Origin of the sequence: Rhodococcus sp. 05-2255-1e (assembly GCF_002259025.1) — a bacterium.
In the GTDB taxonomy this organism is placed as follows: Bacteria; Actinomycetota; Actinomycetes; order Mycobacteriales; family Mycobacteriaceae; genus Rhodococcoides; species Rhodococcoides fascians.
The window spans coordinates 547,430-562,968 of the sequence record NZ_NOZE01000033.1; the positions used below are offsets into that span (position 1 = coordinate 547,430).

General features: G+C 64.5%; 11 protein-coding genes. All 11 read right to left on the minus strand.

Annotated features, from left to right (window positions below; genetic code table 11):
* Positions 1-14: 14 nt before the first annotated feature.
* Positions 15-779 carry an SDR family NAD(P)-dependent oxidoreductase gene (locus CH262_RS21560; RefSeq protein WP_032386454.1) on the minus strand — a complete coding sequence of 255 codons (765 nt, stop codon included), beginning with the start codon at positions 777-779 and terminating at the stop codon, positions 15-17.
* A complete protein-coding gene (locus CH262_RS21565; protein WP_052057052.1) occupies positions 776-2,500 on the minus strand; it encodes an ABC transporter permease in 1,725 nt (574 codons plus the stop codon). The genes CH262_RS21560 and CH262_RS21565 overlap by 4 nt, the downstream gene beginning before the upstream one ends.
* The gene (locus tag CH262_RS21570) at positions 2,500-3,660 is read right to left on the minus strand and encodes an ABC transporter ATP-binding protein (protein ID WP_032366847.1); all 1,161 of its coding nucleotides are present in this window, start codon (positions 3,658-3,660) and stop codon (positions 2,500-2,502) included. The genes CH262_RS21565 and CH262_RS21570 overlap by 1 nt, the downstream gene beginning before the upstream one ends.
* Before the next feature lie 141 nt (positions 3,661-3,801).
* Positions 3,802-4,842: an ABC transporter substrate-binding protein gene (locus tag CH262_RS21575; RefSeq protein ID WP_370878652.1), complete on the minus strand. Its 1,041-nt coding sequence runs from the start codon at positions 4,840-4,842 to the stop codon at positions 3,802-3,804.
* A gap of 328 nt (positions 4,843-5,170) precedes the next feature.
* Complete coding sequence (locus CH262_RS21580; protein WP_094718394.1) at positions 5,171-6,100, minus strand: aldo/keto reductase; 930 nt, start codon at positions 6,098-6,100, stop codon at positions 5,171-5,173.
* A gap of 100 nt (positions 6,101-6,200) precedes the next feature.
* Positions 6,201-7,139, minus strand: a complete 939-nt coding sequence (locus CH262_RS21585) for an alpha/beta hydrolase (RefSeq protein ID WP_094718395.1) — start codon at positions 7,137-7,139, stop codon at positions 6,201-6,203.
* 42 nt (positions 7,140-7,181) lie between these two features.
* The gene (locus tag CH262_RS21590) at positions 7,182-8,771 is read right to left on the minus strand and encodes an APC family permease (RefSeq protein ID WP_032367320.1); all 1,590 of its coding nucleotides are present in this window, start codon (positions 8,769-8,771) and stop codon (positions 7,182-7,184) included.
* A gap of 23 nt (positions 8,772-8,794) precedes the next feature.
* Positions 8,795-9,679: a universal stress protein gene (locus CH262_RS21595; protein WP_094718397.1), complete on the minus strand. Its 885-nt coding sequence runs from the start codon at positions 9,677-9,679 to the stop codon at positions 8,795-8,797.
* A gap of 82 nt (positions 9,680-9,761) precedes the next feature.
* Complete coding sequence (locus CH262_RS21600) at positions 9,762-12,647, minus strand: aminotransferase (protein WP_094718398.1); 2,886 nt, start codon at positions 12,645-12,647, stop codon at positions 9,762-9,764.
* Positions 12,640-14,301, minus strand: a complete 1,662-nt coding sequence (locus tag CH262_RS21605; RefSeq protein ID WP_094718399.1) for an amidohydrolase — start codon at positions 14,299-14,301, stop codon at positions 12,640-12,642. The genes CH262_RS21600 and CH262_RS21605 overlap by 8 nt, the downstream gene beginning before the upstream one ends.
* Entirely contained in the window at positions 14,298-15,539 is a 1,242-nt protein-coding gene (locus CH262_RS21610; RefSeq protein WP_094718400.1) for an MFS transporter, read from the minus strand. The genes CH262_RS21605 and CH262_RS21610 overlap by 4 nt, the downstream gene beginning before the upstream one ends.

Here is a 15,539-nt window from a genome sequence, read left to right on the forward strand (position 1 = left end):
AGCCCGCCGAGCGGTCAGTCGCAGGTCCAGCCGCCGTCGACGTACAGCTCGGTCCCGGTGACGAACGTGGAGTCGTCTCCGGCCAGAAAGGCAACGGCGGCAGCCACTTCGGCCCCGGTTCCCAGTCGACCCATCGGGGTGTGCGCGATCATGGCGCTGTGTCGTTCGGAGCCCTCGTAGCGTTCGAGCAGCTGCGTGGTGCCGATGAAGCCGGGGTGGATGGAGTTGACTCGGACACCTTTGGTGGCCCAGTGCAGCGCTGCGTTCTTGGTCATGGTGCGCACAGCACCTTTGGCTGCGGCGTAGGCGAAGCTGTTGCCGAGGCCGCCGACGCTGCCGAGGATGGAACAGATGTTGACGATGGATCCTCCGCCGGAGCGCTCGACATACGCGCCGGCATGCTTCATTCCGAGCCACGTCCCGGTCTGACTGACTTCGACAACTCGGTTGTAGCGGTCGAGATCCTCGTCGACGACGGTTCCGAGGCTGCCGATGGCACCGTTGTTCACCACGGCGTCGAGCCGGCCGTACTGTGCGGCCACGGCCTCGACAGCGCTGTGCCACTGATCTTCCCGGGTGATGTCCAGGGCGATCGGGAGATGGCGTTCGCTGTCGGTCCGGTCCGCCACGAGTGCGCCGCACGCGGCCACGTCGACGTCGGTCACCACGAGCACTGCGCCTTCCGAGGCCAGCCGCTCGACGATCGCGGTACCGATCCCTCCGGTTGCTCCGGTGACGAGAACGACCTTGTCCTGGAGCCGGGACTGCACGCCCGTCACAGCTTGCTGAGTACGTTGCGGCCGCCGACGAGCATCGCCGCGGCGACACCGATCGTGGTGACGGCAGTCATGAGCAAGGCCATCGCGGCCACGAGCGGATAAGAGCCGTTCTGCCACATGTCGAACAGCAACGTGCCCATCACCTGGGTCGTCGACGCTCGCACGAGAAGCGATGCAGCGAATTCGTGGGTCAGCAGAATGAACATGAGCGCGACGGCACTGAGGATCGTCGGACGCATCAGCGGCAACATGATTCGGAGATTCGTCACGAACGGGGACGCACCACTGGTGGCCGACGCCTCGGTGTACGTGTTGCCGAGCGACAGCATGGCCGTCATCTGCATCCTCGTCGAGAAGGGCAGCATCAGCACGATGTACACGAGGATGATCACCGTTCTGGTTCCGTAGAGGATCAGCGGCGGCTCGGTGTACGTGAGCAGGAACCCGACGCCGAATATCACGGCCGGGATGCCCAGTGGCAGTGCGGTCATGAGGTCTGCCATCAGCGCGAGAATTCTGAACCGGCGACCGCGGACGAGAAGGTTTGCCATCAGGTAGCCGAGCGGAATGCAGATCGCGACCGCACCCAGTGCAGTCAGCACACTGGTCAGTACCGACTCCACCACCGCCGTCGTATCCATCAGTGCCCGAAAGTTGTCCAGCGTCAACAGACTCAGCGACAACGATCCCGACCAGTACGGCGTCAACGAGACGATGATCAGACCCACCAGCGGGATGACCAAGGCGAAGAGCGCGAACACGACGATGGTGACCGTGGCCCACGTGGCCTTACCGGTGGAGGGAGCGAATGCCTTGCCTCCGTGCGTGACGAAGCGAGTCTGGTTGCCCAGCAACGCCTTCTGTGCCAGGACCAGTACCAGTCCGAAGATCACCAGCGGAGAGCCGGCGGCCGCTGCCGCCGCGAAGTCCGACGGGGACTCCGACACCCGGCGGTACATCTCGGTGGTCAGCACCTTGACGCCGGTGTTCGCACCCAACAGCAGGGGTCCGGTGAACTGGCCGAGTCCGAGGAGCAGCGCGATGCCGCCGCCGTAGATGAGGGACGGTCGAAGCAGCGGGAGGACGATCTTGAAAAAGATTCCGACCGTGGACGATCCACTGACCTGAGCGGCTTCGAGGTGCTCGGAGCTGATGTTCTGCATGCCGGAACTGACGAACAGGTAGACGAACGACGTCAGACCGAAGCCCGTGAGAACGATGATCCACGGGACGGTGTACACGTCGATCGGGCCACTGTCCGATCCGCTCCACCACGGCAACAGTCGAAGGAGCACATTGAGGTAACCGGGCCCGGGGGAGAGGAGGAATGCCCACCCCACCACACTGGCCACCGCCGGCATCACGATCGGCAGGATGGGAATGACACGCAGCCAACCGAGCTTGGCGGGAAGCCTGCTCGCAGCGAAGGCGAGCAGCGTTCCCAGCACCATCGCGATGACCAACGAACCCAACGCCAACGCCACCGTGGTTCGAAGGGTGACGCCGATGTCGAAGCGGCCGTACTGACTTCGGTATCCGGCAGCTCCGTCCTCGAACGCGAGCATCTGCAGACGCACCATCGGGAGCACGACCAGGTAGGCCAACACGGCGAGGACGGCGGCGTACCCGATTCGCGCGCGCCAATTCGGCGAGATCGTCAGTGAGCGCTTGGCGGGCGTCTCGGCGGTCTGGGGCCGTTCGACGTCGACTGCGGTGGCCATCACGAGGTCTTTCCAGCGGAGCCGACGAGCTCGGAGCTCGCGGCCGACGACGCGTCGGGCAGCGCGTACACCCGCAGACACGACGGCGCGAAGCTGACGAGTACGGGTTGTCCGGGACTGCTACGCCGCAGTGCCGCACTGTGTTCGGTGGCCGAGGCTCGCAGCGTCAACTGCTCGTCGCCGGTCTTGACCGCCACGTCGAAGTACCGACCGCCGTACTCGTACGTCACGAGTTCTGCGTGCAGGGCAATGTTTCCGGGCGGCACCTGGTCGGCAGTGTCGTGCAACAGCACGTCGTCCGGTCGGAACCGCGCGACGGCACGAGTGCCCTCGTCGGCACGCTCACGCACCGTGGCCGTCTGTAGGTCGATGACGTCCGAGCCACTGGTGACCCAGCCGTCGTGGCCGCGCCGCAGTTCGAGCCGATTACCCATCCCGATGAACGCGGCGACGTACTCCGAAGCCGGATTCTCGAAGACGTGCTCGGGCTCGTCGTACTGCTCGATCTTTCCGGCCTTCATGATCGCGAGACGGTCACCGAGCGCGAACGCCTCGGACTGGTCGTGCGTGACGAACACCGCGGTGAAACCGAGCTGTTGGTGCAACTGGTGAATCTGCGATCGAACCTGATCTCGCAGGCGCGCATCGAGATTGCTCAGGGGCTCGTCGAACAACACCAGATCCGGTTGCGCCACGAGCCCGCGAGCGACCGCGACACGTTGCTGCTGGCCACCGCTGAGCTGCGAGGGGTACCGGTCGAGCAACGCACCGCAGTCGACCATGTTCGCGGCTGTCTCGACCGCACCGTCGGCGATTGCCTTCTTCAGTTTGCGCACCGTCAGCGGGTACCGAATGTTCTCGGCGACCGTCATGTGTGGCCACAGCGCATACGACTGGAACACCATGCCGATGTTTCGCTTGTGCGCCGGGACATGAACTTTGGACGCCGCATCGAACACGGTGCGACCCGCGAACGAGATCGAGCCACCCTGCGGGGTCTCCAGCCCGGCGAGGCACCGCAGGGTCGTGGTCTTGCCGCAACCGCTCGGTCCGAGCAGGACCAGGAATTCGCCCTGCTCGATCTCGAGGTCGAGACTGTCGACGACGACGTTGGCACCATAGGTCTTCGTCAGTCCGGAGACCGCGAATCGAGAGGTCATTGCATACTCGCTTTCGGAGCATCGGTGTGCGTGCACCGACGGCCGCTGTACGTCGACCGTCGGTGTTCGTCTCTGTCACAAATCATTTCGCATTCCGCGCACGAAGGCGACGGTCTGCGTTCTCGTGCTGTGTGCGGAGAGTCAGCCCTGGAACAGGGTCTGCCATTCCTGGGAGTACTGGTCGACCTTCTCGGGAGTCAGTTCGTCGATGTCGGGAGATGCGATGTCCTGAGCTCGCGCGACCGCTCCCTCGATGTCGGGAAGGACGGCTGCATATCCGCCGTTCAGCGCCTGCTGTCCCTCGGCCGTCACCATGAAGTTCGCGAGCACCTGTGCTGCGTTGGGGTGCTGCGAGGCGCTGAGAACCTCCGAGTACCAGGGTGTTCCCCATGGCTTGTCGGGCAGAGCCCAATCGACCGGTGCGCCTGCGGCAACCTCGGTGACGAGAGGCTGCACCATGGGACTGACCGTCACTTCACCGGAGGTGAGGGCTTGCGCCACAGCGAGTGCGCTGGGGTAGACCCGCGGCGAGAGTTCGGCCATCTGGTTCCAGTAGTCCTCACCGAAGTTCTTGGCGTAGAACTTGTACAGATCCACGTACGACGCGAATCCGGTGGGGTTCACGATGCCGATCTTGCCTTGGAACTTCGGATCGATCAGGTCTTCGGGCGCACTGACGCCGTCCGGAACGGCCGCAGTGTTCCAGCCCAGACCGAATACCGCAGCACTGGTCAAGAAGAATCGATCGTTCATCACGCTCTTCGCCGGATCGAACGCTGCCGCATCGAGATCGGGACCGACCAGTTCGGTCGAGAACTTCCCGGACTCGGAGGCGTTCTGGATCCACGACGCGTCGGTCGTCATGTGGACGTCGGCGATGCCGGTTCCCGTCCGATTCTCGGTCTCGACGCGGGGGTTGATTTCGGAGTCGGTGCCGCGCACGTACTCCATCGAGATTTCCGGATACTTCGCCTCGAAGGCCGCCGTCAGGGCATCGAGGTTGGCCGGCTTCTGGCTCGAGTAGAGCATGACGCTGCCCTCCTCCTTCGCGGCCGCGACCACTGCGTCCCAATCGCCCTCGACCGGAGCGGATGCGGAGGAAGACGATCCCCCGCATGCGGTGAGGCCCACCAACGCAGCAGTCGCTGCCACGGCAACCATCGTCGTCCTGAACTTGTTCATGCCTGCGTTCCTTTCGGGCACGTCGATAACTTCCCGCGGACTCGGCGAGTCGTCGTAAGACGTGGAGTCGTGTCGACATCCGATCGCAGACTCGACGCACGTGCTCGAGGTGGCTGCAATGTTCCATCAAACTGAACTGATGTCAGTTTGAAAGATAGCCGCCGGTGCGTGTGATGTCAATCACCAGGTGGGGGCGGGGGTGACGGGCCGCTCTACCTCGACATGCTCGTATGCCGAGCCGGTTCGGCTCCTCGCTTTCGAATATGCGACACCGATCGGCGTCCGACATTCGGATGGGAGGAGCCGATTCAGGAAAGGTGGGCAGAGGTCAGGTCCAGGCCATGCGGGAGCGGTTGTCCCAGTAACTCTGCGGGGACTCGGCGATGTCCAGGTCGGCAATGTTCAGGTCGCAGGGCGCGATTACGGCGCGGTCGACGGAGAGCGCAGCGATGTTCTGGTCGAGTTGCGTCGCCGTGGCGGCACCGGAGAGCACCACATCGGCCCACGGTTGCGCGAGGGCGACGGCCAGTGCGAGCGCGTCGCGGCCGACTCCGGCCGAGTCGGCGCGCGCGGCGAGTGCGGAGTTCTCGGCGATGAGTCGACCGTTCGCCATCGCCTCTTTGACGACGACGAACCAGCCGGCCTCGTGCGCTTCCGCCAGGGCGGGGGCGACGGACGGTTCGAGGGGATTCCACGTCGACTGCACCGAGCCGAACACCCCGATCTCGAGCGCGGCACGCACGACATCGGCCTGGTGCGGCCCGCTGGTGCTGATGCCGATGCGGGTGCCACCGGCTGCCAGCGCGCGTAGATAGTCGAGCAGGGCTGCGTCGCGAAGGGCAGGGCTGTCCGGGGTGACGCTGTGAATCAGGTAGTGGTCGGGCTTTCCGCCGAGGTCGCGCATTGTCTGCGGCCACTGTTCGGCCAGGCGTGCGACCGAGTGTTCCTTGACCTCGTGTACCTCCGCGCCCCGCTGAAAGTCGGCGACATAGGCGTAGCCCCACTTCGAGCCGATCACGAGTTCCTCGCGCCGGTTCGGACGGGCAGACAACCAGCTGCCGAGGAACTGCTCGGCCAGACCGTAGGAGCGGGCGACGTCGAAGTGCCGAATACCACTGTCCCAGGCGGAGTCCAGTACTGCGTGGCAATGCTGCTCGAGCGCAGCCGGGTCGAACCGCCCGTCCACCGCACGCGAATGCCCGATGGTCAGATACTCCGGGCGTCCGAGTGCGGCAAGTCCGAGACCGAGTTGCGTCATACGCGAATTCTGTCATCACAGTCGAGTGCGCGTTGGAGACGTGACGGTGATGTTGCGACCGTCGGGCATCGCGCGTCACCGGTCGCAACGAGCAAGTCCGTCAGAGCGCCTCGATGACTCGATATCGATCTTCGGTGGACCGGCGACTAATTGCCGCCTCGGGTGCGATCCACTCGAAAGCGTGTGGGGCACCGGTCCGTACGTGCAGCTCGCACGGCACTCCGGCGCGAAGCAGGCGCAGCGCGTAGTCGATGCTTTCGTCTCGGAAGATGTCGAGGTCTCCGACGTCGATGAATGTCGGTGCAAGATCGGCGAAGTCGTTGAGGTGAGAGGGTGAGGACAGCGTCGAGACCGTCACTCCCTCGGGAAGCAGCGCGTTCCATCCGGTGAAGTTGTCGTCGTACGTCCACGTCGCAGTCGCTGTCAGATGGGGGTCGGGTACGAGAGTGCGGGAATCGAGCATGGGATAGATCAGGATCTGGTGTGCCAACGCAATGCCGTGGTCCCGTGCGAGGATTGCGGCACCCGCTGCCAGTCCACCTCCGGCGCTGTCTCCCATGATCGCAATGCGTTCGCGATCGACGCCCAGTGCATCCGCCTCGCGAACCAGCCAGGCGAGCGCGGCGTAGACATCTTTGACGGGGGCATCACCGGTCGCCTCCGGAGCGAGGCGGTAGTCGACCGAGAGAAATGCCACGCCGGTCAGCTCGGCATAGTGCGCGATGACTGGGTCGTACAGCTCGAGCGACCCGCTGATCATTCCACCTCCGTGCGCGTAGACGACGGCACTGGTGCTCACCCTGTTGTCCGGCAGGTACCAGCGCATCGCTACGGCACATCCGTCGTCGGCCTCGACAACATGATCCGACCTGCGTACAGCAGTGCTGCCCGGTAGCTTTCCGTGGTCGATGGCAAGAGTCGCATCGATGACAGCTCGCAGCGTCCAGACATCGCCTCGCTCGGTCGCGGTGGGAACGCCCGAGGTCGCTGCGGCCGCCTGCAGTGCCGCCGCAACCTCACTGTCGAGAGCAATAGCCATCGTGTTTACTCCTGTTGATTGTCGAGTCGGCCGGAGACCGGACTATTCGCCGCGCTGGGAATCCAGCGTCGCCGGTCGCTGGTAATCGGAGAGGTCGCCCTCGTTCCGTAGGGCCGTGGTGTTCCGATCGAGCGTTTTGCCTTGGAAGAACGCCGGACTGCGAAATCTCATGACGGTCATCAGCACAGCGCCGAAGAGCAGCACGCCGAATCCCAGGAAGAACACCAATCCGATTCCGCCGATGGACGCGCCACTGGCATTGTTCGGGTCCATGCTCTCGTCCAACGAGAAGACGAACACGGCAAGGAGTATGAGTCCGCCTACCAACGGGAACACGAAACGGAAAAATGCGTTGCGCACGCTGTCGAACAGTGCGCCGCGGAAATACCAGATGCAAGCGAACGCTGTGATGCCGTAGTACCAACAGATCATGATGCCCAGTGCCGCAATGGTATCGATCAGGATTCGCTCCGACAGGAATGTCACCACCGTGTAGAACACTGCGGTCACGACACCTGCAACCAGCGTGGCGTAGGACGGCACCAGGAAGCGGGGAGAGACTTCGGCGAATTTTTTTGGGAACGCGCCGTACACACCCATGGCAAGCATCGTGCGCGCCGCGGGAAGAAAGGTGGTTTGCAGGCTCGCCACCGAGGACACGAACACGGCCAGGAACAGCATCAGCCCGCCCCACTTGCCCAGGACCGGGTCGGCAAGTGCGCCGAACACGTTTTCCGAGTTGTCGGGGTTGCCGAGTCCGAGGCCGGTGTCGCCCACTCCCGCATACATCATCGCAGCGACTGATACCAGCAAGTATGTCAGCAGCACAGTCAACACACAGAGCAGTCCGGCGCGCCCGGGCGTTCGCTTCGGGTCCTTGGATTCCTCGCCCAGCGTCAGGCAGGTGTCCCAACCCCAGAACGCGAAAATCGACCCCGTCAGACCGATAACGAACGCCCCGGCGGCCACTCCGGTGAACGGATCGAACCAATCGAGATCGAAGCTCAGTCCAGCGGGGGAGTCACCCGAGCCGACGTGCACCAGAGCCATCACGGCGAAGATGGCAAGAAGAACCATCTGGAAACCTACGAGCGCAACCTGCAATTTCTCGCTTGTCGTGATACCTCGACTGGCCACCCACGTGGCAATCCCGAGGAACACCAAGGTGGTACCGACATTGACCAACTTGTTGCCAGGAAGATCTGCGACGGAGGGACTTTCGAACAAATTGGCAATGAACAAATAGAAGAATTGGACGCCGATCGCAGCAAGGTTCGACAGCACGATGATGGTGGCGATCACCATGCCCCAACCGCACATCCACCCGACGTACGGCCCGAACGCTTTGGTCGACCAGGTGAACGAAGCGCCGCAGTCCGGCGACGCCGAATTGAGTTCGCGGTAGGCATATGCGGTGAGGAACATCGGGATGAATCCGGCGATGAATATGGCGGGCATCTTCAGACCCACGGCCGCAACGATGAGGCCGATGCTTGCGGTCAGCGTACAACCCGGAGCGACCGACGAGATTCCCAGAATGGCACCGGAAATGGTGCCGACTGTCCCCGTGGCCAGACCCTTCGCGCTTACGGTACTCGTAGGCCCGGCCTGTTCGCCCGCATCGTTCGTCATATCGGAACCTTCGTTCGTTCGATTCATGATTCGAAGTCCTGCTTGGGTACGACCACCATGGGGACCGGTAGGACGCGAAGCATCTTGGTTGCAGTCGACCCCAGGAAGAGTCGATGGGGTTGGGCGAGGCGGCTCGAACCCACCATGACCAGGTCGCCGTCCTGCCAGTCCAACGTGCGTACGGCCGACTCGACCGTCGATCCGTCGGCGATCGACACCGTCACCGGAAATCCCTGCGGCAGAACAGCTGTCGCCTCGTCGAGTGTCGTCTTCGCGTGCGACACCGCAGCCTCGCGAACTGTGTCGAACGCGTCATGACCGTCGTGCAGGTCGTTCTGCGGATCCAACGCGACGAGCGAAACCAACCGCAGCGGTGTGCGGATCCTCTCCGCCGTCCGCACCGCTGTGCGAAGCAGCACATCGGCCCCGACTCGGGCTCCGAGCGCGCAGGTGACCTCTTTGATCTTCTGGACCGACGAGTGCCGCATACCCCGTGGTGCGAGGGCCAATGGGACGTGAGCCGAGTGCAACAGCTCGGTGGACACCGATCCAACGGAGTGTCGGCCGAGCAGGCCGTCTCCGGCGGCACCGACGACGATCGCCTGCGCGTTTAACCGAGTGACCTCATCGAGAAGTCCCTGAGCGAAGGATTCGTGGACGGACAGGTGCACCGCGACATCGATATCGGCGGGCACCGTCGCCCTCGCCTTACGCAACCACTCCATTCCCTGAGTCGTCAGGACGTCGTCGTAGCCGGAGATGGACGGAACTCGAGTTGGAACAGTGCGCTCGGGTGGTAGAACCATGCAGATATCAAGAGCAGCACCGAGGCTTCGGGCAAGTTGTACCCCGAGAACGAGGCCGTCCTCGCCGCTCGGGGTGGCGAGATAACCGACTATCAAACGCATCTGGCAGTTCCTCAGTGTAGTCGGAAGGTGATCGGTGCATCGAGCGCGCGGTCTGGTGACCTGAGGACTTCGGACCGGCACATCACCAACCAGTGGTCAGTACTCTGTCCAACGAGTCGACGAAGTAGTCGACCGATTCCTTCGAGACGCACAGGGGCGGTTTGATCTTGAGCACGTTCTGGTGGTCGCCGGTCGGTTGCATGATCACTCCCAGTTCGAGGAGTCGATTGCAGATGGCCTCGGTTTCCTCGGTGGCGGGCTCGAGGGTGGAGTGGTCGCGGATGAATTCGAGTCCCAGGTACAACCCCGAGCCGTGCACCGTGCCCACGATGGGGTGCTTGGCCGCGAGGGCCTGCAGTCGAGACTTCAGGTGGCCACCGACGACGCGCGCGTTCTCCTGCAACCCCTCTTGTTGGATGACGTCGAGCACGGCGAGACCGATCATCGACGACACCGGGGATCCGCCCGTGGAGGAGAAGAAGTAGCCACCGGTGCGATAGCGGTCGGCGATCTTTCGGGTCGTGACAACGACGCCGACGGGTTGGCCGGTACCGATGGATTTCGCGACCGCGATGACGTCGGGAATCGCCTGCTGCTGCTCGAAGCCCCAGAACCATTCGCCGAGTCGGCCGTAACCGACCTGCACTTCGTCGGAGATCGCGACGCCACCGTGCTTGCGGACGGCGGCGTAGACCTGCTGGAGGTAGCCGTCGGGAAGTGCGACTCCTCCGGCGTTGCCGTAGTAGGACTCGCAGATGAACCCGGCGGGGAGAGTGCCTGCCGCAGCCAGGTCGTCGATGAACTGTACGGCCTCGGGTGCGTACCTCGAGGCGTCGTCACCGCGGTGCTTTCCTCGGTAGGAGTTCGCGGCATCGACGGTGTGTACCCAGTCCGGCCGGGTGGCAAGGGCATTGGGATTGTCGGCTATCGAGGTCGAGACGGCGTCGCTGGCGAAGGTCCACCCGTGGTAGGCCTCCTTCATGGCCACGATATCGGTACGTCCGGTCGCTGCCATCGCGATCCGGATGGCGAGATCGGTTGCCTCCGACCCGGAGTTGACGAAGAACACGGTGTCGAGTTCGTCGGGGAGGGTCGCGGTGATGCGTTCTGCGAATTCCGTGATCGCACGATAGTTGAAGCGCGAGTTGGTGTTCAGCAGTTGCATCTGCCGATGGGCGGCCGCCACCACCTTCGGGTGGGCATGGCCGACGGAGGCGACGTTGTTGACCATGTCGAGATAGACCCGGCCGTCGACATCGGCCAGGTACTCACGCCACCCCCGCTCGATGCGGGGCGGCTCCGCGTAGTAGTGCTCCTGGACCTCGGCGAGCAGCCGTTCGCGGCGCTCGAGGGTGTCGTCCTCGGGGGCGACGACGGTAGGGGGCAGCCCGAGTGCCGGCGCTGGGTCACCGGCGAGTACCGACCAGCCGTGGGAGTACGAGGGCTCGACGCGCAGTGGTATCGGCCCCGAGTTCGATCGGGTGAGCTGGACGTCGATCGGTGTACGCGCCGGCAGCACAAGGGTATTCGGTGAGTTCGGTACGCCCACGAAGTGGACGGCGTCGTCACCGGACGTGACGGTGATGCCGTCGTCGGTGTGCGTGGTGTAGCAGTCTGCAGGTACGTCGAGCGTGGTGTCCTGGGCGAGCCAGATGGTCAGCGCAGTGGAGATCGTGGCCGGCTCTGTGGGAGTGCGGCTGGGTCCACCTGTGAGCCGAGCAGACCACGCAGGTACCACTGCGGCGGGAGCGCCTGCATCGAGTGCGGCAAGCGCGGCGGCCGTCAGGGTGTGTCGGTCGAGCCAGCGCCCTTCGTCGTTGACGGTCGACGTGGTGCCCGCGTCGATGGTCACGGCGTCGGACATACCGGCGACCAACGGTTCGTCCTGCCAGGTCAGTCGCGGCCGGGCGTCCAAACCCAGTGCCCGACGGATGGTTTCGGTCATCACGGCGCAGGGCACCGATGCTGCTTGGGTGAGGATGCGGAATTCGCGATCCAGCGCGGAGTCGGCGTACGAGTTCCCGGCGTCGAGGCGTACCTGCTGACGGCCGCTGAGTACGAGGACCACTCCGCGCAGGGTGACCAATGGCCACAGTGCCTCGATCTCGTTCTCGCTCAGCGGACGTGCGGCATGGAAGGCGCGGATGGCGGGCAGTGCGTCGACCGGCGCGAAGCCGTCGTGGTGCAGCAGCGAGGACAAGGTCACCGCAATTTCGTTGACCGCCCACGATCGACTGACATCGCCGAAGTCGATGACGGCGTCGGGGAGCGACCCGGGTGCCGTCGGCGCGAGAACGTTGTCGTCGGTGATGTCGAAGTGGCCGAGTTGAAGTGGCAGGTCGGCCGACACCGAATGCAACTGACGCAAGGCCGATGCGGTGACGTCGGTGATGAATTCGCTGACATCCTGGTCCGGCTCGTCGGGCAACAGCGTCGCGATGACGCGATCGGCATGGCGCAGATCCCATTGCAGCACCCGGCCCGACGCCGGGTGGTCGACATCGGAGAGTGCAACGCTCACCTTGCCTGCGAGTTCACCCATCCGCGCGGCCGTGGCGGGGGAGAGATAGTTCGAGCCCATCAGCGTTGTGCCCGAGATGAATTCGATGACACGGCCGTGGATGCGCCCCTGCGACGAGTTCCACCATGCGGACATCGGTCCGCGCGGGCCGACGACCACCTTGGGGGTACGCAGCGTCGGCTCTCGCTCGGCAACGATGCTTGCGGCGAGGTCCTGCAACTCGATCTCGGACTCGCTGAACACCGGGTTGCTGAGCTTGAGGACGCCGACCGGGGCGCCGCTGTCGATGTCGCGAACCACGAAGTTCTGGTCCTGCTGGCTGCCGAGTTCGGTGAGGGTGCATGCCAATCCGAAGTTTTCGTCCATCAGCCTACGGACCTCGTCGGACTCGAGGGTCGGCGTCGGTAGCTCGGGCTGGGCGAAAAAGTCGAACACGGTGTCAGACATGGGTTTCCTCGGTCTCTTTCTCGAACACGGTCTTGCCGCCGACGATGGTGCGCACGACCGACACAGCCAACAGATTGCCTCCGTCGAGTACGTCACCGTCCAGTACGACGAGGTCGGCGTACATGCCGGGTTGCACTCGACCGACCCGCGAATCGGCATCGAAGGACGCGGCGGAGTCGAATGTCGCGTGGCGTAGGGCGGCGTCGAGCGGCACCGCGAACTGCGGCTCGTTCGGTGGTAGCGAGTGGTCGGTGGCCGAGCGTCTCGTCGTGGCGATGTACAAATTCGCCAGCGCCTCGTGGGGCGCGGTCGGGGCATCGGTGCCGAACGCCAGGCGGGCCCCCGCAGCGGTGAACAACGTCCACGGGTAGCCGCGTTCGACGCGGTCGTCGCCCAACTGGGCGCGCCAGTTCGGTTGGATCGCAGGGTCGGAGTGCACCGGCTGTACCGATGCCGTGATGCCAAGCCGAGCCATTCGGTCGGGTGTCCGATCGCTGACGATTTCGAGGTGCTCGAGCCGCGGTCGCCGATCCCACGGCGGATTGACGTCGATCATCTCCTCGAGAACATCGAGGGCCATGTCGCTGGCCAGATCGCCGATGGCATGGATGGCCAGACGCAGTTGTGCAGCATCCGCGGCGACGACGACGGGTATTAGGGCCTCGGCGCTCCACAACAGGTCTCCGTTGGTGCCGTTGGCGTACGGGTAGTTCAACGCTGCGGTACACGCGTCGATCACACCGTCGAGTACGAGCTTGATACCGACGAGCTCGAGCCACGGTGTCGGGTCGTTCCGCAGCTCGAGAACACGGTTCACCTGGTCCAGATTGCGCTGCGCGTCACCGGTATCGACGACGAGCCAATGCGCCGAGACACGGACCGGTAGCCGGCCTTCCGAGCGCTGCGCGACACCGCACAGCGCGCGCCAGCCGTCTTCGTCCATCCCCATGTCGACGACCGAGGTGACACCGGCGGCCGCGAACGCGTCGAGTGCACGCCCGATGTGTCGCTCTCGATCCTGGTTCGAGGTGACCGAAGACAGGTAGGCCCAACCCAATTCGTGCGCGGCGCGTTCGTACAGCATCCCGGCGGGTGAGCCGTCGGGAAGACGCGAGATCCGGCCACCGGCCGGATCCGTTGTCGTCGCGTCGATTCCCATCGCTTCGAGTGCGGCGGTGTTGACCCAGATCGAGTGCATGTCGTTGGAGTCGAGGAACACCGGAATGTCCGAGACGACCTCGTCGAGCATGGCTGCGGTGGGTTCACCGTCGATGGCATCGAAGAGCCATCCGCGGCCGCGCAGCATGGTCGCCTCGGAGCCGAGGGATTCTCGTGCGTCGACCAGCCGGCGTCGAATCTCCGCGAGATCGCCTGCGTCGGTGAGGGCTACGCTGCTGAGCCCGGCACCGAGCCACAACAGGTGTACGTGCGAGTCGACGAATCCGGGGAGGACGAATCGGCCTTCGAGGTCCACCGTGACGTCGGCGGACGCCGCGTGCGTGGTGCCGGGCAGGTGCACCTCGGCGATGTGGTCGCCGTCGATCACCACACGATCGGCCTCGGCCAAGGTACCGTCGGCGACGGCCTCCAGGGTGCCGGAGGAACTGAGGATCCTGCCGTTCACCAGTGCGGTCCGGGTGGTCGGGGTTGTCATCGAGATGTCTCCTGCGGTAGCGAATCCGATTGCCGTGCTTGTTTTTCTGCCTGTTCGACGCGGGTGGACAATCGTGCGACGAGAACGACCGGTACGACCAACAACCAACTGGCCACGCCTACGACCCAGCCGAATGTGCTGTAGCCGAACGACTCCACGAGCCAACCACCGAACGCTGGAGCGAAACTGGTACCCACGAGATACACGCCGAGCGAGGGACCCGAGAATCTGCCGTTGGCATCCAGTGCGGCCGCGGTGGCGATGAAGAACAGGAAGGCCGCCAGGTACACCGAGTTCCACGCGACGAGGAGCACGCCGTACACCGTGGGATCGCTGGCGAGGGACGTACCGAGTTTCAGGGCGCCACCGACGATCAGTAGGACCGCCATCGGAAGTGCGCGGCCCACCCGGTCGCCGAGGAGGATGAGCACGAGGGCGGCGAAGAATCCCCCTGCGCTCGACGCGCTGAGAACCACACCGAGTGCTGCGTCGCTCAGCTGCGCATTGTCTGCGCCCATGGTGCCTGCGATCGCCCAGAGGGAATCCTCGCTGATCGCCCACACCGCGTACATCACCAGCAGGGACACTCCGGCAACTGTGATGCGCCGCGTGCCGACCGAGGCCGGCGGCTCCACAGCCCGTCGCACCAGGTCGGGTGAGTCGAGTACGGGTGCGGCGGGCAACCAACCCGACGTCACCAGGAGAACGATCGCCAGAGCCGCGACGAATCCGTAGACACTGCCCAGGCCGACCCCGACCAGCGGGATCACCGCGAGGACGAGGGTCACGACGGCTCGGTTGACGAGTCCGTTGGCGGCCGACATCCTGTTGGGATTGCGCAGAGCCGCCAGAGCTGCACCGCTCGCGGCCAGCGCGCCGCCGGCTCCCGCACCTCCGACGATGACGCCGACGACGGTGACGGTGGCACCGAGCGGGAACGCAGCGACACCGAATCCGAGTGCGGTCACCACGAGACCGACTCGGGCTACCGCGATCCGCCGCGACCCCTCGGCCAGTCGGGTGACGGCGATACAGGCCAGCGCGGTGGCGAGCAGCGAGCCCGTCATGATGGTCCCCGCCTCGGCGACGCTGACGCCGAGGGAGTCCTGGAGTGCGATCACCATGAACGGCAACAAGTTTGCGGTCAGCAGGCCGAGTACGGACATACCGAATGTCGACGTCGCTCGTCGAGTGTTCAGTGGAAGCCGGGTGGCGTCGGGCGTCAGTGGAATGGTCAT